The sequence below is a fragment of the Aequorivita sp. 609 genome (assembly GCF_014212065.1).
Taxonomy (GTDB): Bacteria; Bacteroidota; Bacteroidia; order Flavobacteriales; family Flavobacteriaceae; genus Aequorivita; species Aequorivita sinensis.
This window is the reverse complement of sequence record NZ_JACJVM010000018.1, coordinates 14,475-35,167: the sequence shown is the minus strand read 5'-3', so window position 1 is coordinate 35,167 and position 20,693 is coordinate 14,475. Positions and strand designations below refer to the sequence as shown.

Genomic DNA, 20,693 nt, shown 5'->3' with positions numbered 1-20,693 from the left:
ACTAGTTGTGTTTACACAAGATTTTTATCTCTTCTAAAATTCGAGCTTGTCTGTTTTCAGAAATACCCAAGTGGTCTAAGTAAAAATCATCGTTTATTAATTGTTTGCAAAGCACTATATCACGACTGAGCAAAAACTGCTTTTCTCGCTGACTCATTAAGGTTGAAGCAGTAATTGGGTAAAGCCCCAATCGATCTATTCGGTCTCTAATACCGTTGTCTTTTGGATAATCCCAACTTAACAAATAAAGCCCTGCACATTTCCCGTATTGTAAAGCATCTTCTGTAAAACGAGTATTAGTAACCACCCATCCTTCAGTTGGCTTTTCTGCTTCATTTTTATCGTTATAATTATTTAAAATATCTCGATATCGGGAATGGATATACAGTGGAATTTTCACATTACAATTTCGACCTTCATCACTGTGAAACTTACATTCTATAACAATAAATTGGTCGTTTTTACGTGCAACAACATCAACCTCGTGAAGGACGCATTTTCCTTGTAAAAACTGCCCAGTTTTTACTTTATAGCCACTATAAAACAACAAGGCAGCTATAAATTTTTCAAAAGGAAATCCCGTAGGTCCTAACTCGTAAATTGCTTTTTTTAGCTTGTATTTTGAAGCATATCCTTTCTTCTCTTTTTTGAGAAGAGCAAAGGCACGATTATATATTTCTTTTGTTGAAATGCCCTGATATAACTCGTCGCGGACGTTGTTTGAAATTTCATTAACCAATGCCTCTTCCGCACCACTTTTTCGAAGTGAAGATTTCAATTTATCGATTGAAAAATCTGTCCGCTCTCCAGAATGCTTAATAACTTCAACAACCATTATTTTTGTAATTTAACTATGTTCTGGAATCGTGTAGCGCCAATATTGGCACTTTAGAATGTACACCAAGGCTTTTAACCAAAGGATTTGTAAAGGCACTGCCAAAAAACCAATGTTTTCTATTTACAAAAGCTATCATCCCACTTTTACGTTCATCAACAAACGAAAGCAGTCCTTCTTTAATCCCAACTTTATCAAGCCAGTGATATGTAAATTCTAAGCCTTTAAAATGGTTTTCTAGTTGAATTCGGTTATTTTTTTGTCTTTCAGTAAGATTGGCTTCTTTCCCAATATGTAAAATACGAATTGGAGATTTACCTTGCTTTGCAATTTTCACAAAGGTTTTCATCTCACTTTCGATATAAAGACTTTTAAAATTGGTTGGAAATACAATTTCATTAATATCTCTGTAGGATATATTAGAAGGAATTGCGAGAACGGCACAATCTCTGATATTTTCCATGATATTTACCGAATTTCTTCCATAGGCAACTTCTCCATCATTAGTTACACCACGGGTTCCCATAACTATTAGATCAATATCATTTTTCTTCACCTTTTCTTCTATCAAATCTATAAAAGATCCAAATTTGTGATCGTAGTATATTGTGTGTCTAGGATTATCAGCTAACAGATTTACCTTATTTTTAAGAAAAATCATTTTCTCTGCTGAATGTCTTGCTGCGGCATCATACTCAGATGGTTCTGGTTCTGGAAATAAGAAGTTTCCACGAGCGGAATGCTGCAAAAAATAAGAGTGAAAAATATAGAATGTACAATCTATGTTTTTAAAAAGCTCAAAAGCGTACACAATAGCATTAAATGCATTTCGCGAATAATCTGTAGGAATTAATATATTTTTATGCATAGCTAAAAGTTTATTTGTGTTTTGAACCCCACTCTAAAATTTTATGTTCTTAAATCGTGCATTGCTAATAGTGGAACATTAGTATGCTTACCAAGTTCTTTCACCATAGGGTTTGAAAATATACTGCCAAAAAAGTTGTGTTTTTTATTTACAATAGCAATCATTTCGCTTTCTCGACTTTGAACAAAACAACTAACGCCATCTTTTAAATCTACATTATACAACCTATGATGTGTAAATGAAGCTGGCTCTAATATTTTCTCTAATAGTAACTTATTGTCTATCTGTGGTTTTGATAATGCCCTCCCTTTTTGTACGTGTAAAATGCGAATTGGCGCGTTTAATAATCGAGAAATCTCTACCAATGTAGACAGTTCCTTTTCCTTATAATGCGTTCTAAAACTGGTTGGAAAAACTATTTCGTTTGGCTCCTTAAATAAAACTGTAGATGGAATTGCCAACACTGGACAACTTCTAATTTTCTCCATCACATTTACAGCATTACTTCCTAAGATGACAGTTTTATTATCTGTTTCACCTTGAGTTCCCATTATAACAAGTTCTATGTCTTCTCTGGCAACAACGTTTTTCATTACCTCGAAAAAAGGTCCAAACTCACTAAAGTATTTAAAACTGTGTTTCTCGTTTTCTTCATAAAAACTCATTTGAATTTTTAATCTTTCAATATTCTTTTCAGAACGTTCTTTTACAATGCTTAGGTCTTTATCTGTTGGCTGAGGACTCAATAAATTGTCTTTAGAGTATCCTGATAGATAGTATGTGTTTAGAATAAAAAATTCACAATATTCGCGTTTATATAGTTCCATTGCATATTTAATAGCATTAAATGCATTGCGTGAAAAATCTGTGGGTATTAATATTCTTTTCTTCATAATATCTGTTTATTTAAATTCTTAATTTACAATTTTTTATTTACTCTTCGATGGAATTACTAGAAGTGGAACATAATCGTGTTTTCCAATCCTGCTTACCACTGGCTCACGGAAAAGTTGTTTTATAAAATTGTGTTTATGATGTATGATTGTAAATAAGTCAATATCCTCTTTTTCTATAACAGAATGTAAGGTATTAGAAATATTTCCCTTTTTCGGTACAAAGTGAAAATCTACATCGTATTCAGTTAAGTCTACTATAAACTTGTCGTAGTTTTCTTTTTGTGTTTTGTCAAGTTCTCTTTCCGATCCGACATTAATAATGTGAATTTGCGAATTGAATTGTCTAACAAGTCTTGTGATTGGTTTAAATTTTGAAAAACTAAAAAACTCCTTGTAATCGCTAGCGAAACCAATCTTTAAAGGAACTACAAACTTTACGTGATTTGGAACAATGAGTAAAGGACAGTTTTCTAGAGATTTTAAAACTTTTATTGTTGTACTCCCCACCAATACATCTTCTGCACTGGTACGTCCTTTATCTCCCATCACAACAAGGCTTATTTCATCTTCTTTAACCATCTTATTGATGGTACTCGACAAGGATTGGGGGGTTAAAATAAATTCATAATTATGATTTTGCTTCGGGGTATTTAGTTCAATTTTTTGAAGCAACTTTTTACTTTCTTCTTCAGGATTTATTTTGCCGGTTTCTGCTTTAACACTCAGTCCTGCTAGATTGTTATTTTTTCTATTTTGCGAACTATAGGAATGTAAAACTACTATATGTATTGATTCATCACCGTAAAGTTTTGAAGCATAGTGTAATGCAGCATATGCATTTTCAGAAAAATCTGAAGGGACAATTATTTTTTTCATGGACTAAAAAATTAGTGGTTTAAGCTTCAATTTATCTAAAATTAATCCTTGGAGCCTATGTGGTTTTGGTAGTTTAAATTATTCAAAATTCCATAGATATCAAAGAATAATTAGATAAATGATTGCTTAAATATTTTTACTAACGTGGTAAGTTTTGAAGTACTAAAAATGGAATATCAATTTTTAAACCTATCTTTTCTATAGTTGACTTATAAAGGATATTTTCTAGATAAGAATGCCGTGTATTAACCATAACTAGCATATCGATAGGGTTTTCTATAATAAATTTATTAACTGCTTTAGTTACATTCTTTTTATCCTTTTGAACAAAATCTATCTGATTTTCACTTAAACAAGCTTCCATAAAAGCTTTGTTATCATGCTGTCTTAAAGACAATTTGTTAAATTTAGATACATAAAGGAAGTTGATTTTGGAAGCAAAGCATTTAGCTATTGATCCTAACAGCTTTAATTCTCTTCTTTTAAAAGGAATCATAAAATCTGATGGAAATAAGATGTTTTTTGGATGAACATCGGTATAGATTTCTGGAATAGCTAAAACAGGACATTTAACGTATTTAATAACTTGAAGTGTATTACTTCCAAAAGTTATATTTTTATCGTCGGTTTCGCCTTGTGTTCCCATTACCACAATATCAGCATTTTTACTTTCTACCCATTCATTTACCGTATCCACCAATAAACCAAATTCAGCAACTGTAATAATTTTATTTTTTGGATTTGGTGAGTAAGCGAAAAGATCCTTTTTCATTTTAGCTAATTTCTCTTCTACATCACTAAGTGTCTTTGCCTTTAAACTGTCAAAATCGGCATCTGGCAAATTCAATTTTTCATTATATACTCTATCTGCAAAGGCGTGAATAAGGTAAATTTCAGAATGACCGTGCTTAAAAAGCTCGGCAGCATATTTAGCAGCATTCATGGAATTATTAGAAAAATCAACAGGAATTAAAATTTTGTGCATTAGAAAGTATTTAGAGGTTTATAAGTAAATATAAGCTTTTCTTACCGAAATAAACATGATAAGTATCAGCTAAACACCTGATATTTAAGGTTTCATTATGAGACATTAGGTTTTGATTTTCGTAACTTTAAATTAAAAATGTTATGAAACTCTCTGTTATTTCATATCTGGTATTAACTACTTTAGTATTGGCGACAGTTGCAATATTTGCAGCATTAGGATTCTCATTCGATTATATTTTTTTCCTCACTATTATAGGTGAAGTATTATTGATATTTTCGGTCTATAGCGTTTTGTCTGATTATTACACTACAGATAAAAAATTTGAAGATTTTTATGAAGATCATCCTATAAAAAAAGAAGAAGACAAACTTTAAAACATCTGTTTTAAAAACCTATCTAGCTCTTTTTTTAATTTTGAATGCTCATAAATATCAACTATTCGTGAATTACTAAAAACGGTACATTTGGCTCATAACTCACTAATTTAGCCACAGGCCTTAATAACAAACGCTCTATAAAATTTAAGTTTTTAGCTACAATGGAAACCATACTAATGTCCCAAGTTTCTATAAAATTTTTAAGCCCTGTTTCTAATTCTTTATTTTCTACAAAATGAAAACTGTGTTTCTTTTCTCTAAAAGAATAGTGTAAAAATCCTTTATTGTCGGTTTGCTCGCTATTAAGTCCTAGATTATGTGTTCTTATATTAAGCACCCGAAGTGCCGAATTATGCAATTCCAAATTATCGGAAAGTGTCGAAATAATTTTACTTCTAAATATATTGTTATAATCAGTTATAAAGGCAACATTGCTTATTTTTCTAAATCTAGCATTACCAGGAATAGCCATTATTGAACATTTTACCTTTGTAATTACTTCACAGGTATTACTTCCTAGCCTTTTTGAACTAGAAACAGACATTCCTCTGGTTCCCATTAAAATATAATCTATTTCTTTCTCAATTACCTGCTTGCGAATGGCTTCTACTAAGTTTAAGTCGTCTTCAATTGGATAGAACTTATGTTGAGAGTTTAATTTGGATGTTTTACAGGTGTTAATTAACGATTTAAGTTTAGAGGAAGCATTTTGAAGTGTAGTTACTTCAGCGATAGATTCTGTGAAACCTTCAAACTCTCCATTTGGTTCTTGAATTTCATTTGAAGATACATGAAGCAAGTAAAAATTGACTGGAATATCAGCAAAGTAATCTAGCGCATAACGAATTGCATTATGCGAATTTTTAGAAAAATCTGTAGGAATTAAAATATTTTTCATTTTACCAAAGTCTCACAGGCAAAGTTATCCGTAAGCTTTGATATTAGAAATGATAAAAATCAGTTTTGAAAGAGGTAACGGTGTTATTCTATAAACTTCAACCTTTCTAGGTCTACAATGTGGATATCACGCCCTTCAATTTCTATAATTCCATTTTTCTTGAATTCAGATAGCGTTCTAATTAAACTTTCTGTTGCTATTCCTGCAGTTGCAGCTAAATCGTTACGCGAAATTCGCAATGGTGCTGAAGTGTTTTTATTCATAATTTCAGCAAACTGAATGATAGTAGATGCAGTTTTCTTCCTAACCGAACTATAGGCCATCCTTATTAATTGCTGCTTTATCTCGGTTAAATTATCACTAAGAAGATTCATTAATTCTAAAGTAACATCTTTACTTTTTATTAAAATGTCTTTTAGATATGTTTTGGACAAGCTAACCAGTTCTACATCTTCTACAGCTGTAGCAGACTCGGCATAAGGTAAATTATCTTCAAACGATGTAAACCCTAAAAAATCGTCGGCTTTGTATAATCCAGTAATGAGTTCTTTTACATTATCGTCCATTGTATGAGTTTTTACAACTCCCTTCAACAGTAAGAAAATGTTATTTGAATGATCACCAGCACGATAAATAGTATCACCTTTTTTATAATTGGCAATGGTACCTTCATCGCAAAAATAATTTTTTAGCTGATTTAAATTCCTTGGGGCGTCCTCATCTTCAACTACATCTAAATTTATACCAGCGCCATTCGTACGCATAGATAAAATGGCAGATTTCGCCAATCTACTTTCTATAGCACTAATTAAATCCCCTTCATCAAATGGTTTAGTAAGGTAATCATCTGCCCCCATATCCATTCCTTTTCTTATTTCTTTGTGCTCGGTTTTAGCAGTAAGAAATATAAAAGGTATATGTGTGGTTCTTTCATTTGAAGCTAATGCCTCTAATACGCCGTAACCGTCAATTTCAGGCATCATAATATCACATACTACAATATCGGGAATTTCCTTAAAAGCTTGTTCAATCCCTAATCTGCCATTAGCAGCTGTAATTACATTATAATCTGATAGCTCTAAAAGCTCAGCCGTATTTTCTCTTAGTGCTGTATCGTCTTCAATTAGAAGTATTTTCTTCATATTAACTTTTTGGAATTTTACTTGGAAAGGTAATAGTAAATGCACTTCCCTTATTTTCTTCACTTTCGAAGATTATAGTACCACCTATATTGTTTAGATGGCTTTTAACAATATTTAAACCAATGCCAGTACCTTGATTCAACAAAGCATTTTCAGCTCTAAAATACCTATTGAAAATAAATTTCTGCTCTTTAGCAGGGATGCCAATCCCTTGATCGATAATTTTTATACTCATAGAGTCTTCCTGAGGCATTACAATTACATCAATACTTGTATTTTCCGGAGAATATTTTATGGCGTTATTAATAAGGTTGGTTAGTGATAATTCTAAAATTTTTTCATCAAAATAAACTTGTATGCCGTCTATGTTTTTTGGGTAGTTAATTTGCTGACCTTCTTTTAAAAGCATATTAGCATTATAAATTACTTCATTAACTACTTTACTTAATGGAAAAGTACTGTATTTATAAGTTTCCCTCCCAGATTCTAAACGCTCTATAGATAAAAAGTCGTTGAGGATATTATTAAGATACTTTACTTTATTTTGAATCGTTTTTAAGTGTTTCTCTCTTTTGTCTTGTTGGCTAGTCTCTTTGTATTTCCCTACCAAGGTTGCAGACGTAAGGATTCCACTTAATGGGGTTTTAAATTCGTGTGAAACTAAGGATAGGAACTTTGTTTTAAGCTCTCCTAACTCTCGTTCTTTTCTTAAAGACTCTTTAATTTTATCTTCGGCATCTTTCCTTTTTACTACTTCTTTTTCGAGTTCAATAATACTTTCTTTTAAAGCTTGTGTTCGCTTTTCAATTTTCAGTTCTAATTCATTGTTGAGCTCTCTAATTTGCAACTCCTGTTGTTTTCTAACAGAAATATCTGTAACCAAAGCCATTACATATTTGCTGCCATAAACTTCAAATGGATTTAGTCCAGCTTCAACAGGAAAGGTGCTGCCATCTTTTCTTTTTCCATATAAATCACGACCATGACCCATTTGTCTCGGGTCGCTATTTTCCATAAACTCGTTAACTTGAACATGGTGATTACTCCTATATTCCTGGGGTATTAAAACACTAAGGTTTTTACCAATTAATTCACCGTGTTCGTAACCAAACATTTTATCACCTGCATCATTAGAGGTTACAATTTCATGTTTGTCGTTAACAATAACAATTCCTTCTGAAATAGCTTCAGAAAGAATTTTAAAAATATTACCTTTTTTTTCGTCAAATACCTTCATTCCTTACAAAAGTAAGGAATTTTATCAGTTTCCCTTAACTGATTTATATCATTAAAATTAAAATGAATTAAAGCTAGATTTACACATTTTATAACCACAGAATTATGGGTATTATGGATAAACCACAATTGCTTTTTTACCAGAAAATGGGAGAACTCTTTTACGCAATTGCAGCTGCTGACAAGGTTGTGCGCAAAGAAGAATATGATATTCTTAAAAAAATGGTTCTAAAGAATTGGAAAAACATTGATAACGATAAAGGCTCATTACAAGGAGACGCTGCACATCAAATTGAAATAGTATTTGATTGGTTCGACTATGAACAGCTTGATGCAAACGATTGTTTTGACAGTTTTGCCGACTATAAAAAAGAAAATTCAAAACTTTTTACTGAAGAGCGAAAAAAACTAATTTGGAAAACTGCTGATGCTATTGCGAGTTCTTTTTCAGGTAAAAACAAAAGCGAACTTGTAATGCTTGCCAAATTAAAATTACTACTTGAAGAATAACTCTTAATTAAACCTACTTTCTTCTCTACAATAAAAATCTTTCGTTATTTTTATAATTCAAACCAAATTTAAAATGAAAAACCTTCTTCCAATCCTTGTCTTTCTTACCTTTCTTGCCTGTAAGAACGACTCCAATAAAGTAAAACCTGAAAGTGAAGACGAACAACTAATTGAGAAAAGTGCTGATTCTTTCAGTGTTTCAGATAAAGACTTGAAGTTGATGGAGCAAACCCTAGATATTAAAAGAAAAGAACTACTTGAAAAAAAGGATCAAAAAGAAGAATTGGAAACATTACTAGTTTCTAAGTCAATTTTAAAAAAAGATGAATGGTTTACATTAGATTTTAAATACCCTTATTTAAATGAAAAAATCAAACCACAGTTTGAGAACTTCAATGAATATATCAAGAAGAATTATTTAGACATTAAAGAAATAGAAAAGCAAATTTTAGACGAAAAGCGCTTGTGTGATTCATTAGGAATTCCAAGGCAAAATGAACTGCGAAGTGTAGATTACAAAATCTATAATCTTAATGATAGAATAATAAGTGTACTTTTCTACAAAGAAAATCACTACACGGGTGCAGCCCATGCTGCTTACACTTTTGAGACTTTAAACTTTGATTTGGAGCGCGGAGTTTTCTTAAAATTCGAAGATTTTTTTAACGACGGAACAGAAGAAGAAGTTCAAGAGATTTTAAACGAATTTTTAAAAGAAAAAATCCAATCGGGTGAAATGTATTACGATTGTTGGACAATCTCTGACGACGATTTTTTCAACGCTAAAAACAACTTTGTAATAAACGATATGGTTGCCGAATACTATTTTGACGACTGCATTATTTGCCCTTCATACACTGGAACGTATTCTATTAAAATACCTTTAGAAATGCTGAAGCCAGTGCTTAGAAAGCATAAAAAGAACCTTTTAATGTTATAAATTAACGGTATAGTTTTTGAAAATTTAGCAAATAAAACTTGATAATTTAGCCTTCAAATATTAAATTATCGTTTAAATATAAATCGTATTAACTCACAGCCAAATACTAATACTATTTGGCAGATTTAATCCTATAAAAATTCGATGAAAAGCAATTTTAAAGATATAATTAACTCCGAAACACCTGTTCTTGTTGATTTTTTCGCTGACTGGTGTGGGCCTTGTAAAATGTTAGCTCCTATTTTAAAACAAGTAAAAGATGAACTTGGTGATTCTGTAAAAATCGTAAAGATAGACGTTGACAAAAACCAACCGCTTGCAGCACAATTTCAAGTGAGAGGTGTTCCTACCATGATTTTATTCCGTAATGGAGAGCAAAAATGGCGTCAGAGTGGTGTTTTGCAAAAAGATGATTTAATTTCTATTATCAATCAGCATAAAAACTGATGGAATTAAATCAATATATAGACCATACCCTTCTTAAAGCCACAGCAACAAAAGATGATATAATCAAGCTTTGTAATGAAGCTAAGGAGTATAATTTTTACGCTGTTTGTGTGAACAGCTGTTATATTTCATTGGTTAAAAACGAACTAAAGAATAGCGATGTAAAAATTGCTGCTGTAGTTGGTTTTCCTTTGGGAGCGAATTCTGCCAATTCAAAATTATTTGAAGCAAAACATTGTGTAAAAGAAGGTGCCGATGAAATTGACATGGTGCTTAACCTAGGATTTTTAAAATCTGAAATGTTCGATGCTGTTGAAAAAGAAATTTCAGATATAAAAAAGGCAATTGGAAATAAAGTATTAAAAGTAATTCTTGAGACTTGTTATTTAACCAATAGCGAGATATTTACCGCTTGTAAAATTTCAAAAGCAGCCGGAGCAGATTTTGTAAAAACATCCACAGGGTTTGGCACTGGCGGAGCGACCGAGAATGCCGTGAAATTAATGGTTGAAACTGTAGGTGACACATTAAAAATAAAAGCTTCGGGGGGCATTAGAGACGCAAAAACAGCAAAAAAATACATCGATCTAGGCGTGAGTAGAATAGGAACTTCTTCCGGAATTCAAATTGTTACATCTAACAATACAAATACAAATGAGCACACATATTGAAGCCAAAGCAGGCGAAATTGCAGAATCTGTTCTTCTTCCTGGTGACCCTTTACGAGCGAAATGGATAGCTGAAACGTATTTAAAAGATGCTAAGTGCTATAACGAAGTACGCGGAATGTATGGTTATACTGGCACTTATAAAGGAAAGCGTATTTCGGTGCAAGGTACAGGAATGGGAGTTCCTTCAGCCTTAATATATTGTCACGAACTTATAAACGATTATGGCGTTAAAAACTTACTTAGAGTAGGTTCGGCAGGTAGCTATAAAAAAGATATTAATGTTCGCGATATAGTAATTGCAATGGCAGCTTCATCAAATTCTGGCATCAATAAATCACGGTTTTCAAACTCCGATTTCGCTCCTACTGCCGATTTCGATTTGTTTATAAAAGCTGTACTTTATGCTAAAGAAAATAACATTTCTATAAAAGCTGGAAACATTCTTACAACCGATCAGTTCTACGAAGACAATGTTGAAGATTATAAAAAATGGGCTGAATATGGGGTACTTTGCGTTGAGATGGAAACTGCAGGGCTTTATACCATTGCGGCAAAATACAATGTAAAAGCTTTGTCTATTCTAACTATTTCAGACTCCCTAGTAACTGGTAAAACCACGACTTCTGAAGAACGAGAAGGAAGTTTTTCTAAGATGATTGACATAGCGTTAAACACCGTTTAATAAAGAAAAGAAAAGCAGAAATTCAATTGGTGAATTTCTGCTTTTTAAAGTTAATTGATGTCGATAGCAACTAACTAAACTCTAAATGTCATAACTGGCAAATCTGAGTGATTTACTACATCTTCCCCTATACTTCCTGAGAAAAAGTGTGCTAAGCCTTGTCTACCTTGAGTTGGTAAAGAAATAATATCTGCATTAACTATTTGGCTGTAACCAAATATTCCTGCTTCTACAGAATATTCGTTGTAGTGAGCCACACTGTTCAAGCTTTCCAAAGGGTTTGATTCTCCAGCAGATTTGAAAAAATCTAAAATTCTTTTTTCAATTTCTCTTGTACTGCGAAAATCTCCAGCTAGGTTTACATACAGCATTTGCATATCTATTCCGAAAGTTTCAAAAACCTCTTTTGCACGTTTATAAGGTCCAACTGAATTTTCTAAAAAGTCACAAGCGAAAACCCCCAATTTCGGATTAAATTTTTCGTGTCTATGTTTTATCACTAAAACCGGAATTTCTGAAGTACGAACTACTTTCTCTGTATTACTACCTACAAAGACTTCTTTTAAACCAGAACTTCCGTGAGATCCCATTACTATAAGATCTATGTTCATTTCTTTAGCAACATCATTTATTTCACTGAAGATTGTATAATTATGAACTGTATCGGTTACCTTAACACCTTCTAAGTAATCTTTATCCAAAAGTTCTGCAAACTTTGTTTCGGCAAGCCTCATATAGTACATTGCTTCAAAAACCTCTCTCGATTCGTTTCTTGTTACTACCGCATCACTAAGCCCCATCATATGCAAGGCAATAATTTCAGCGTTTTGTTTTTTAGCAATTCCAGCAGCCACTTCCATGGCGTAATCGGAATATTTCGAGAAATCTACAGGGACTAATATTTTTTTCATCTTTATGTTTTTAGTGGGTTGAAAATTTTGCTTTACGTTTTTTAAGTTGTCTTTCTAAATCCGAGATTGTTTCTTTAGCTGCTGCTTCAAAAGTTGTTTCGGTTGAAGCTGCAAAAATCTTAGGTCCAGGCAGGCTTAACTCAATTTCACAAATATTACCTTTTCCATAGACGTTATTTTCCATTTTAAAACTTACATCTGCACGAATAAGCCATTCGTATTTTTCGCCTAGTTTATCAAGCCTTTGCTTAACATATTCAGACATTGCCTCACTAGTTGGCATTTTTATGAATTGGATGTTTATAGTCATAATATCACAAATTTGTTACTTATTATATCAAATATAACCTTAATTAACGACTCTAATAATGACCAAAATCATATTAAGCTTCTTATTGAAATTAAAACAAGAAATAATATTCAAATAAACTTTGAACGCTTTAGCTTTAATTTTATAAAATATTATATTTGCGCTCTGTTCGAGTAAGCTAGCAGCTTATAGCAACATCCACCCGGGTGCTGGAATTGGTAGACAGGCATGGTTGAGGGCCATGTGTCTTATGGACGTGTGGGTTCAAGTCCCATTCCGGGTACAAATTTTAGTGTATATTTAATCGATATACGTATCGAATTGTTTAAAGATAAATTCAAATTTTTAAACAAACCTTCTTTCTTTTTAGTAATTTCACCCTTGAAATATAAATTATTTAATTTTTGTGGTTAAAACTCAATTCGGCATAAAAGATCTTGAAAATCTTTCAAACGTTAAAGCCCATACAATTAGGATTTGGGAAAAACGATATAATCTTCTTGAGCCTAATCGCACCGATACCAACATAAGGAAATACGATCTCGAAAGCCTAAAAAAGCTTCTCAACATTGTTTATTTATATAATGAAGGTCATAAAATTTCAACCTTAGCAAGTCTTAATAAAACTGAGCTTCAGAAATTAGTTAAAGAGAATGTTCACGAACTAAACACCGAATATGCTTGTAATGTTTTAAAGACAGCTATGTTCGAGTTCGATAGTGAACTTTTTGACACTACTTTTAAGAAACTAATAGAGCAAAAATCGTTTCGAGAAGTGTTTTTAGAAGTATTTGTTCCACTATTAAATGAAACAGGAATTCTTTGGCATTCTGGAACTATTGACCCTTCTCACGAACATTTTATTTCAGAAAAAATACGCCATTTAATTATTCAACAATACAATCTTATAAAAGACACTCCAACAGCGAAAGAAAACAAAACTTTTGTATTGTATCTACCGCTAAAAGAAATTCACGATATAGGGCTTTTATATGCTAATTATGAACTTTTATCAGCGGGGTATAACACTATATATTTAGGAGCAAACGTACCCATTGATAGTTTAAACCACGTAGTAAAAACCCAATCTGAAATCGTTTTCGTGACGTATTTTACAGTACAACCAGAGACAGATCAGGTAGAAAATTATATAAGCGAATTTCAAGAGAAAGTTAGCCATATAAAACCTTGTGAACTTTGGATTTTAGGTAAAAAAGTTGATCAGGTAGTAAACACATATAATAATATTCGTGTTTTTAATAGTTTGGAATTATTTACCCAACACATTGAAACAACTTTATAAATATTTTACATTATAAAGTTCTCACATTATCACACTACCCACTTACTGTAAAAATTGCTGTGCAAATAAGAATTATTTGAGATGAAAATTTTTAATTAGTCATTTTATGATTTAATATTGTTTAATTATTTTGTACATTTGTTAAACAAAATGAACAAGTCCGTATTAATTATTGGTTCTGGGTTTTCATCACTAGCTGCTTCTTGCTATTTAGCCAAAGCGGGATATAGTGTTACTATATATGAAAAAAATTCAAGTATTGGGGGCCGCGCTAGGCAGTTAAACAAGGATGGGTTTAAATTCGATATGGGCCCTACTTGGTACTGGATGCCAGATGTATTTGAACGATTTTTCTCCGATTTCGGGAAGTCTCCTGCTGAATATTACCAATTAGAAAAACTCAATCCAGCCTATCGAGTTTTTTTTGGAAAAAACGATCATATAAGCATTGAAGATACTTTAGATAAAATTTGTGTTGCATTTGAAAATGAAGAAGTAGGCAGCTCAACGAAGCTAAAAAAGTTTATTGCACAAGCCCAAGACAATTACAATATAGCCATAAAAGATTTGGTTTATCGACCTGGAGTTTCACCTTTAGAACTCGTAACTACTGCCACCATAAAAAAAGTTGGACAGTTTTTTAGCACAATCAGTAAAGACGTTAGGCAAGAATTTAACAATCCAAAACTAATTTCTATATTAGAATTTCCAGTTTTATTTCTAGGTGCTAAGCCATCAAATACACCATCTTTTTACAGCTTTATGAATTATGCCGATTTTGGTTTAGGTACATTTCATCCAAAGGGAGGGATGTATTCTGTAGTAAAAGGAATTCAGCAACTTACAGAAGAGCTAGGTGTTACAATTAAAACAAATCAAAACGTTGAAAATATAAATATTGAAGATGGACAAGCCACATCAATTATAGTAAATGGAAATCAAGTAAATGCCGATTTTATATTGAGCGGTGCAGATTATCACCATACAGAAAGCTTGCTACCCACTAAATACCGACAATATTCTGAGAGTTATTGGAAAAAGAAAACCTTTGCTCCTTCTGCCCTACTTTTCTATGTAGGATTTGATAAAGAGATTCAAAATGTAGATCATCACACTTTGTTTTTCGACGTAGATTTTAAAAAACATTCTGAAGAAATTTACGACAATCCCAAATGGCCTAAAGAACCCTTATTTTACGCTAGTTTCCCTTCAAAAACAGATGAGAATGTTGCGCCTAAAGGAAAAGAATTAGGGATTTTTCTTATACCTCTTGCCCCTGGTTTGGAAGATAATCTCGAAATAAGAGAAGTGTATTTTAAAAAAATAATAAAAAGATTTGAAAGTGTTACGAATCAATCTATCACAAAATCAGTTATATTTAAAGAGTCATTTTGTGTAAACGACTTTATTTCAGATTATAATAGTTACAAAGGAAATGCATACGGACTTGCAAATACGCTTTTGCAAACTGCATTTTTAAGACCGAATTTAAAGAGTAGTAAAGTGAAGAATTTATTTTTCACAGGACAACTTACTGTTCCAGGTCCCGGAGTACCACCAGCTTTAATTTCAGGAAAATTGGCAACAGGATTAATTGAAAAATCAATAAAAAAGTGAAAGAGCTTTTCGACATAGTATCTAAATCCTGCAGCAAAAAGGTTACTGAAACTTACAGCACATCTTTTTCGTTAGCTACACGAATGTTAGCACCATCTATTCGTCAAGATATTTACAATATCTACGGGTTTGTTCGCTTCGCCGATGAGATTGTAGATTCGTTTCACGATTACAACAAAGGATTACTTTTTAATCGTTTTGAAACTGCTTTAAATGAAGCTTTGGAAGATCGTATTAGTCTAAATCCAATATTAAATTCATTTCAACATACCGTTTACAAATACAACATTGAAAGAGAGTTGATAGACACCTTTATGGCAAGTATGCGCTTAGACTTAACTAAACAGGTTTACGCCACTCCAGAAGAATTTAATAACTATATCTATGGCTCAGCCGATGTTGTTGGGCTAATGTGCTTAAAAGTGTTTGTAAAAGGAAATACCGATAAGTACGAAGCTCTAAAAGAAGCAGCTATGAACTTGGGTTCGGCTTTTCAAAAGGTAAATTTCCTTAGAGATTTAAAAGAAGACCACGATAACCTACAACGAACTTATTTTCCAAATGCAAATTTGGATTCGTTAGATGAAATTTCAAAACAAGGTATAATTAGTGAAATAACTGATAATTTCGACAAAGGATATCAGGGAATATTACACCTTCCAAATGAAGCGAAACTCGGAGTTTTTATTGCGTATAGATATTATAAAAGGCTATTGAAAAAACTTCAAAAAACTCCAGCTTTAGAAATTAAAAATACTCGGATTCGAATCCCAAATACTGAAAAGATTGGGCTTTTAATGAGGAGCTATGTGAAATATCAATTAAATTTGGTGAGGTAACATTATTTCTAAATAAGATTCCTAATACATAAAACGATAAATAGAAAAAATGGATACAGTTCTTTGGATAATAATTTTCATTGCTACTTTCTGCATAATGGAATTTATGGCGTGGTTCACTCATAAATATGTTATGCACGGGTTTTTATGGAAGTTACACAAAGATCACCACAAAAAAGATCACGGCAGTTGGTGGGAACGCAATGATTATTTTTTTCTTTTTTATGCGTTAATAAGTATAAGCTGTTTTATCGGGTGGAGCTATTATGGCTTCTGGGCTGGACTACCAATCGGATTAGGGATTTTTGCTTATGGGCTCGCTTACTTCTTTGTTCACGATATCTTTATCCACCAGCGCTTTAAGTTATTTAGAAATGCAAATAATTGGTATGCTAGAGGCATTAGGAGAGCGCATAAAATGCACCATAAACACTTAGGAAAAGAAGATGGAGAGTGTTTCGGAATGTTACTTCCACCATTAAAATACTTCAAGAAATAAATTATGTGGCACCTTTATTTTGTATTGGATTTAGCTTCATTAAGCATTCCTTTTATTTTCAGTTTTCACCCAAAATTGAAGTTCTACAAATTGTGGAAATACTTTTTTCCCGCCACATTTATAATGATGGCTTTTTTTGTTTCTTGGGATATCATTTTCACTCAAAATGGTTTTTGGGGCTTTAATGATACTTACCTTTCAGGATATCGATTAATTAATCTCCCCATTGAAGAATGGCTGTTTTTTATCTGTATTCCCTACGCTTGTCTATTCACCATATATGCTTTTAAAGATTTATGGCCTAAGTTTGCCTTTTCAAATAAGCTTACTAAAATAGTTTATTACACTCTGCAAACTATTTTTATTGCAATTCTTCTATACAACTTCGACCGTTGGTACACAGCAATTAATTTCGCTTATGCTGTGGTTTTACTAGGATTAGTCTTCAACTATATGCGAAGTGCTTTAAATATATTCTTCCCAGTATTTTTGGTGCTATTAATTCCGTTTTTTATAGTGAATGGTTTCTTAACTGGAAGTTGGATTAACGAACAAGTAGTTTGGTATAATGATGCTGAAAACCTAGGAATTCGAATAGGAACTGTTCCTATTGAAGATAGTGTTTACGCACTTACCATGTTGCTTACAATATTTGTATTAATGGAAAAATTTAAAGAGAAATACCCTTCAAAAACGGAAGAAATTATAAAATAGTGTACTTAACCTTATTATCTATTCCGATAGAAGTTTATCTAAAAGGGCTCTCATTTTCTTGCTATTCCAATCGGCTACACCCGTTTCATCTATAACTATTTCACCTGTTTTAGACATTACATAAGTAGTAGGAAGCACATTGGATTCTAACTGTGTTGGTGCTTTATATTTTTGAATATATATCGGCAAATTATAACCGTTTTTATCCATAAATTTCTCAATCTTTTCTGGAGTTTCTGAAGTAACGAAATAGAAATCTACTTTTTCTCCATAACTGTTGTATAGTTTTTGAAAAGAAGGCATTTCTGCAACACACGGTGGACACCAAGTAGCCCAAAGATTTACTATTGTAACCTTTCCTTCTGATTGTGAGAAATTGATTTCTTCAGAATTGAGCGGCTGTAAACTCCAATTGTAATCGGTTAACGTTTCTCGTTTAGACTCGGCTTTTTCAGATGGAGAAAATGATATTAATCGTTGTACAAAAACTTGTATTGGCATTCTCGTTTGTGGGATAATAAGTAAAACAAGTAATCCAACGAATAAAATATTGCTCCAGTGTTCTTTTAAAAAACCTATCATAACTCTAAGATATAAAAAAACCTAACAGGTAATGAAACCTGTTAGGTTTGTATATTGAAAACAGTGATTTTTAAGCGTTTTGCTTTTTAATCAAATTTAAAGCTGAACCTTCACGGTACCACTTAATTTGAGCATCGTTATAAGTATGGTTTGCCATAATTACATCTTTACTTCCATCCTTATGAACAACTTCAATTGTCAATGGTTTATTAGGAGCAAAGTCTGCAATATCCACAAAGTTGAAAGTATCATCTTCTTGAATTAGATCGTAATCTGCTTCATTAGCAAATGTCAATCCAAGCATACCTTGTTTTTTCAAGTTTGTTTCGTGAATTCTAGCAAAAGATTTTACTAAAACGGCTGCAACACCTAAGAATCTAGGCTGCATTGCTGCGTGCTCACGAGAAGAACCTTCACCGTAGTTATGGTCACCCACAACGATAGTTTTAATTCCTTGTGCCTTGTATTGACGCTGTACATCGGGTACACCTCCGTATTCCTCAGTCAACTGATTTTTAACGAAGTTTGTTTTCTTATTGAAAGCGTTGACAGCACCAATTAATGTATTGTTTGAAATATTATCTAAGTGTCCACGGTAACGTAACCAAGGTCCTGCCATAGAAATATGGTCGGTAGTACATTTTCCGAATGCTTTTATTAAAAGTTTTACACCTTGTAATTCAGCATCTTGAATTGGCACGAATGGTTCTAACAATTGAAGGCGCTCGCTATCCGTTGCAACTTTTACCTCAACAGTGCTACCGTCTTCAGTTGGCGCTAAATATCCATTATCGTCAACCGCAAAACCTTTAGGAGGTAATTCAAGTCCTACTGGCTCGTCCAATTTAACCTCTTCTCCATCTTCATTAATAAGAGTATCGTTCATAGGATCGAAATCTAAACGACCTGAAATTGCAATGGCTGCAACCATTTCTGGTGAACCTACAAAAGCGTGTGTATTTGGGTTACCATCTGCACGTTTTGAGAAGTTTCTGTTGAAAGAGTGCACAATTGTGTTTTTTTCTTCACCTTTTCTATCACTTCTATCCCATTGTCCAATACAAGGTCCACAAGCGTTAGTAAAGATAGTTGCCCCAAGGTTTTCAAAAACATCTAGTAAGCCATCACGCTCTGCTGTATAGCGAATTTGTTCTGAACCTGGGTTAATTCCGAAGTCACTTTTCGACTTTAATTTTTTATCAATTGCTTGTTGTGCGATAGATGCAGCTCTGGATAAATCTTCATATGAAGAGTTTGTACAAGAACCGATTAATCCCCAATCAACTTTAAGTGGCCAATCATTTTTTCTTGCTTTTTCACCTAAATCACCAACTTCAGTAGCTAAATCTGGAGTAAATGGACCGTTTAAGTGTGGGCGTAATGTAGAAAGGTCAATTTCAATTACTTGATCGAAGTATTGTTCTGGATTTTCGTAAACTTCATCATCTCCAGTTAAATACTCGCGTATTTTGTTTGCTTCATCAGCAATTTCATTTCTATCTGTAGCACGTAGGAAACGCTCCATAGAATCGTCGTAACCAAATGTTGAAGTAGTCGCTCCAATTTCGGCACCCATATTACAGATAGTTCCTTTACCAGTACAAGAAAGGTTCTTTGCACCTGGACCAAAATACTCAACTATGGCACCTGTTCCACCTTTTACAGTTAGAATACCAGCTACTTTTAAGATAACGTCTTTAGAAGCAGTCCATCCGTTTAACTTACCAGTTAATTTAACACCAATAAGTTTTGGGAATTTTAACTCCCATGGCATTCCTGCCATTACATCAACTGCATCGGCTCCACCAACTCCAATTGCAACCATTCCTAAACCACCCGCGTTTACAGTATGGCTATCGGTACCAATCATCATTCCTCCAGGGAAAGCGTAGTTTTCAAGTACTACTTGGTGAATAATTCCAGCTCCTGGTCTCCAAAAACCAATTCCATATTTATTTGAAACAGATTCTAAGAAGTCAAAAACTTCATTACTTGTTTCGTTAGCACGCATTAAATCTTTTGCAGCACCTTGTTTTGCTTGGATTAAGTGATCACAGTGAACAGTAGTTGGAACTGCAACCGATTTTTTTCCAGCTTGCATAAATTGTAACAATGCCATTTGTGCTGTTGCATCCTGGCAAGCAATTCTATCTGGAGCAAAGTCTACATAATCTTTCCCACGTTGGAAAGCCGTATTAGGAGTGCCATCCCAAAGGTGTGAATAAAGAATTTTTTCAGAAAGTGTAAGGGGTCTACCCGTGATTTCACGTGCTTTATCAACACGTTCTGCCATCTGGGCGTACACCTTTTTAATCATATCAATATCAAAAGCCATAGTTGTATTTTTTGTTGTTGCGAATTTACAAAAATTTGGAATATTTAAAAAGTATTTAACGAAGTTGCTTCTTTAATGAATATAATTCACTTAAAACTAATATTAGTTGTCAAAAAATATCAATTCTTTAATTTTTAGCTACTAATAATGAGAATTTAAAAAAGAAAAGAGCAACTTAATAAGTGTCTAATTTTATTTCAACTAAAATTATTACTGT

The 20,693-nt window shown here is 32.8% G+C and carries 23 protein-coding genes and 1 tRNA gene; 12 read left to right on the top strand and 12 right to left on the bottom strand.

The annotated features are described in order from the left end of the window. Position 1 precedes the first annotated feature (1 nt). The 5 genes from H4O20_RS07780 to H4O20_RS07760 all read right to left on the bottom strand — a co-directional run bounded on the left by H4O20_RS07780 (position 2) and on the right by H4O20_RS07760 (position 4,460). Positions 2-835, bottom strand: coding sequence for an ATP cone domain-containing protein (locus H4O20_RS07780; protein WP_185098833.1), 834 nt, complete (start codon positions 833-835; stop codon positions 2-4). A 16-nt stretch (positions 836-851) separates the two neighbouring features. After that, a complete protein-coding gene (locus H4O20_RS07775) occupies positions 852-1,703 on the bottom strand; it encodes a universal stress protein (RefSeq protein WP_185098832.1) in 852 nt (283 codons plus the stop codon). Between the two features lie 41 nt (positions 1,704-1,744). Continuing rightward, positions 1,745-2,596, bottom strand: a complete 852-nt coding sequence (locus tag H4O20_RS07770) for a universal stress protein (RefSeq protein WP_185098831.1) — start codon at positions 2,594-2,596, stop codon at positions 1,745-1,747. Positions 2,597-2,632: 36 nt separating this feature from the next. Beyond that, positions 2,633-3,475, bottom strand: coding sequence for a universal stress protein (locus H4O20_RS07765; protein ID WP_185098830.1), 843 nt, complete (start codon positions 3,473-3,475; stop codon positions 2,633-2,635). A 139-nt stretch (positions 3,476-3,614) separates the two neighbouring features. Continuing rightward, entirely contained in the window at positions 3,615-4,460 is an 846-nt protein-coding gene (locus H4O20_RS07760; RefSeq protein ID WP_185098829.1) for a universal stress protein, read from the bottom strand. A 143-nt stretch (positions 4,461-4,603) separates the two neighbouring features. On the opposite strand from H4O20_RS07760, the gene H4O20_RS07755 reads away from it, so the two are divergent. Then, positions 4,604-4,837 (top strand): hypothetical protein, encoded by a 234-nt coding sequence (locus H4O20_RS07755; RefSeq protein ID WP_139856503.1) that lies wholly within the window; start codon positions 4,604-4,606, stop codon positions 4,835-4,837. 61 nt (positions 4,838-4,898) lie between these two features. On the opposite strand, the gene H4O20_RS07750 is transcribed toward H4O20_RS07755, so the two are convergent. The 3 genes from H4O20_RS07750 to H4O20_RS07740 all read right to left on the bottom strand — a co-directional run bounded on the left by H4O20_RS07750 (position 4,899) and on the right by H4O20_RS07740 (position 8,117). Continuing rightward, on the bottom strand, positions 4,899-5,738 hold the full coding sequence (locus H4O20_RS07750) for a universal stress protein (protein ID WP_185098828.1): 840 nt from the start codon (positions 5,736-5,738) through the stop codon (positions 4,899-4,901). 83 nt (positions 5,739-5,821) lie between these two features. After that, positions 5,822-6,880: a response regulator gene (locus H4O20_RS07745; RefSeq protein ID WP_139856501.1), complete on the bottom strand. Its 1,059-nt coding sequence runs from the start codon at positions 6,878-6,880 to the stop codon at positions 5,822-5,824. Position 6,881: 1 nt separating this feature from the next. Next, positions 6,882-8,117 carry a sensor histidine kinase KdpD gene (locus H4O20_RS07740; protein WP_185098827.1) on the bottom strand — a complete coding sequence of 412 codons (1,236 nt, stop codon included), beginning with the start codon at positions 8,115-8,117 and terminating at the stop codon, positions 6,882-6,884. Positions 8,118-8,230: 113 nt separating this feature from the next. Here H4O20_RS07740 and H4O20_RS07735 point away from each other — a divergent pair, with 113 nt between their 5' ends. The 5 genes from H4O20_RS07735 (at position 8,231) to deoD (ending at position 11,366) form a co-directional block, all read left to right on the top strand. Continuing rightward, positions 8,231-8,626, top strand: coding sequence for a hypothetical protein (locus H4O20_RS07735; protein WP_260402659.1), 396 nt, complete (start codon positions 8,231-8,233; stop codon positions 8,624-8,626). A 73-nt stretch (positions 8,627-8,699) separates the two neighbouring features. Continuing rightward, positions 8,700-9,566, top strand: coding sequence for a DUF3298 and DUF4163 domain-containing protein (locus H4O20_RS07730; RefSeq protein ID WP_185098825.1), 867 nt, complete (start codon positions 8,700-8,702; stop codon positions 9,564-9,566). A gap of 144 nt (positions 9,567-9,710) precedes the next feature. Beyond that, entirely contained in the window at positions 9,711-10,013 is a 303-nt protein-coding gene (gene trxA, locus H4O20_RS07725; protein ID WP_139856497.1) for a thioredoxin, read from the top strand. Further along, positions 10,013-10,684, top strand: a complete 672-nt coding sequence (gene deoC / locus H4O20_RS07720) for a deoxyribose-phosphate aldolase (RefSeq protein WP_139856496.1) — start codon at positions 10,013-10,015, stop codon at positions 10,682-10,684. Before trxA ends, deoC begins: the two co-directional genes overlap by 1 nt. After that, positions 10,668-11,366 carry a purine-nucleoside phosphorylase gene (gene deoD / locus H4O20_RS07715; RefSeq protein ID WP_185098824.1) on the top strand — a complete coding sequence of 233 codons (699 nt, stop codon included), beginning with the start codon at positions 10,668-10,670 and terminating at the stop codon, positions 11,364-11,366. Before deoC ends, deoD begins: the two co-directional genes overlap by 17 nt. Before the next feature lie 74 nt (positions 11,367-11,440). On the opposite strand, the gene H4O20_RS07710 is transcribed toward deoD, so the two are convergent. Further along, positions 11,441-12,277: a universal stress protein gene (locus H4O20_RS07710; RefSeq protein WP_139856494.1), complete on the bottom strand. Its 837-nt coding sequence runs from the start codon at positions 12,275-12,277 to the stop codon at positions 11,441-11,443. A 10-nt stretch (positions 12,278-12,287) separates the two neighbouring features. Then, positions 12,288-12,587, bottom strand: coding sequence for a ribosome-associated translation inhibitor RaiA (raiA, locus tag H4O20_RS07705; protein WP_139856493.1), 300 nt, complete (start codon positions 12,585-12,587; stop codon positions 12,288-12,290). Positions 12,588-12,787: 200 nt separating this feature from the next. Between raiA and H4O20_RS07700 the strand changes: the two genes are divergently transcribed. The 6 genes from H4O20_RS07700 to H4O20_RS07675 all read left to right on the top strand — a co-directional run bounded on the left by H4O20_RS07700 (position 12,788) and on the right by H4O20_RS07675 (position 17,559). Beyond that, positions 12,788-12,870 (top strand) — tRNA-Leu (locus tag H4O20_RS07700). A gap of 123 nt (positions 12,871-12,993) precedes the next feature. Further along, a complete protein-coding gene (locus tag H4O20_RS07695; protein ID WP_282032409.1) occupies positions 12,994-13,890 on the top strand; it encodes a MerR family transcriptional regulator in 897 nt (298 codons plus the stop codon). 150 nt (positions 13,891-14,040) lie between these two features. Beyond that, positions 14,041-15,507: an NAD(P)/FAD-dependent oxidoreductase gene (locus tag H4O20_RS07690; RefSeq protein ID WP_185098823.1), complete on the top strand. Its 1,467-nt coding sequence runs from the start codon at positions 14,041-14,043 to the stop codon at positions 15,505-15,507. Next, complete coding sequence (locus H4O20_RS07685; protein WP_185098822.1) at positions 15,504-16,346, top strand: phytoene/squalene synthase family protein; 843 nt, start codon at positions 15,504-15,506, stop codon at positions 16,344-16,346. The genes H4O20_RS07690 and H4O20_RS07685 overlap by 4 nt, the downstream gene beginning before the upstream one ends. A gap of 49 nt (positions 16,347-16,395) precedes the next feature. After that, the gene (locus tag H4O20_RS07680; RefSeq protein WP_139856489.1) at positions 16,396-16,845 is read left to right on the top strand and encodes a sterol desaturase family protein; all 450 of its coding nucleotides are present in this window, start codon (positions 16,396-16,398) and stop codon (positions 16,843-16,845) included. A 3-nt stretch (positions 16,846-16,848) separates the two neighbouring features. Beyond that, positions 16,849-17,559 carry a lycopene cyclase domain-containing protein gene (locus H4O20_RS07675; RefSeq protein ID WP_185098821.1) on the top strand — a complete coding sequence of 237 codons (711 nt, stop codon included), beginning with the start codon at positions 16,849-16,851 and terminating at the stop codon, positions 17,557-17,559. 18 nt (positions 17,560-17,577) lie between these two features. On the opposite strand, the gene H4O20_RS07670 is transcribed toward H4O20_RS07675, so the two are convergent. Next, the gene (locus H4O20_RS07670; RefSeq protein ID WP_221442776.1) at positions 17,578-18,141 is read right to left on the bottom strand and encodes a TlpA disulfide reductase family protein; all 564 of its coding nucleotides are present in this window, start codon (positions 18,139-18,141) and stop codon (positions 17,578-17,580) included. A 70-nt stretch (positions 18,142-18,211) separates the two neighbouring features. Then, on the bottom strand, positions 18,212-20,476 hold the full coding sequence (locus tag H4O20_RS07665) for an aconitate hydratase (RefSeq protein WP_139856487.1): 2,265 nt from the start codon (positions 20,474-20,476) through the stop codon (positions 18,212-18,214). Positions 20,477-20,693 lie beyond the last annotated feature (217 nt).

Bases quoted from the DNA above. Each gene is read 5' to 3' on its own strand.
- H4O20_RS07750 (WP_185098828.1), bottom strand. From the start codon at position 5,738: ATGAAAAATATTTTAATTCCTACAGATTTTTCTAAAAATTCGCATAAT.
- raiA (WP_139856493.1), bottom strand. From the start codon at position 12,587: ATGACTATAAACATCCAATTCATAAAAATGCCAACTAGTGAGGCAATG.
- H4O20_RS07765 (WP_185098830.1), bottom strand. From the start codon at position 3,475: ATGAAAAAAATAATTGTCCCTTCAGATTTTTCTGAAAATGCATATGCT.
- H4O20_RS07670 (WP_221442776.1), bottom strand. From the start codon at position 18,141: ATGATAGGTTTTTTAAAAGAACACTGGAGCAATATTTTATTCGTTGGA.
- H4O20_RS07745 (WP_139856501.1), bottom strand. From the start codon at position 6,880: ATGAAGAAAATACTTCTAATTGAAGACGATACAGCACTAAGAGAAAAT.
- H4O20_RS07665 (WP_139856487.1), bottom strand. From the start codon at position 20,476: ATGGCTTTTGATATTGATATGATTAAAAAGGTGTACGCCCAGATGGCA.
- H4O20_RS07770 (WP_185098831.1), bottom strand. From the start codon at position 2,596: ATGAAGAAAAGAATATTAATACCCACAGATTTTTCACGCAATGCATTT.
- H4O20_RS07740 (WP_185098827.1), bottom strand. From the start codon at position 8,117: ATGAAGGTATTTGACGAAAAAAAAGGTAATATTTTTAAAATTCTTTCT.
- H4O20_RS07760 (WP_185098829.1), bottom strand. From the start codon at position 4,460: ATGCACAAAATTTTAATTCCTGTTGATTTTTCTAATAATTCCATGAAT.
- H4O20_RS07780 (WP_185098833.1), bottom strand. From the start codon at position 835: ATGGTTGTTGAAGTTATTAAGCATTCTGGAGAGCGGACAGATTTTTCA.
- trxA (WP_139856497.1), top strand. From the start codon at position 9,711: ATGAAAAGCAATTTTAAAGATATAATTAACTCCGAAACACCTGTTCTT.
- H4O20_RS07675 (WP_185098821.1), top strand. From the start codon at position 16,849: ATGTGGCACCTTTATTTTGTATTGGATTTAGCTTCATTAAGCATTCCT.
- H4O20_RS07690 (WP_185098823.1), top strand. From the start codon at position 14,041: ATGAACAAGTCCGTATTAATTATTGGTTCTGGGTTTTCATCACTAGCT.
- H4O20_RS07680 (WP_139856489.1), top strand. From the start codon at position 16,396: ATGGATACAGTTCTTTGGATAATAATTTTCATTGCTACTTTCTGCATA.
- H4O20_RS07730 (WP_185098825.1), top strand. From the start codon at position 8,700: ATGAAAAACCTTCTTCCAATCCTTGTCTTTCTTACCTTTCTTGCCTGT.
- H4O20_RS07755 (WP_139856503.1), top strand. From the start codon at position 4,604: ATGAAACTCTCTGTTATTTCATATCTGGTATTAACTACTTTAGTATTG.
- deoC (WP_139856496.1), top strand. From the start codon at position 10,013: ATGGAATTAAATCAATATATAGACCATACCCTTCTTAAAGCCACAGCA.
- deoD (WP_185098824.1), top strand. From the start codon at position 10,668: ATGAGCACACATATTGAAGCCAAAGCAGGCGAAATTGCAGAATCTGTT.
- H4O20_RS07710 (WP_139856494.1), bottom strand. From the start codon at position 12,277: ATGAAAAAAATATTAGTCCCTGTAGATTTCTCGAAATATTCCGATTAC.
- H4O20_RS07775 (WP_185098832.1), bottom strand. From the start codon at position 1,703: ATGCATAAAAATATATTAATTCCTACAGATTATTCGCGAAATGCATTT.
- H4O20_RS07735 (WP_260402659.1), top strand. From the start codon at position 8,231: ATGGATAAACCACAATTGCTTTTTTACCAGAAAATGGGAGAACTCTTT.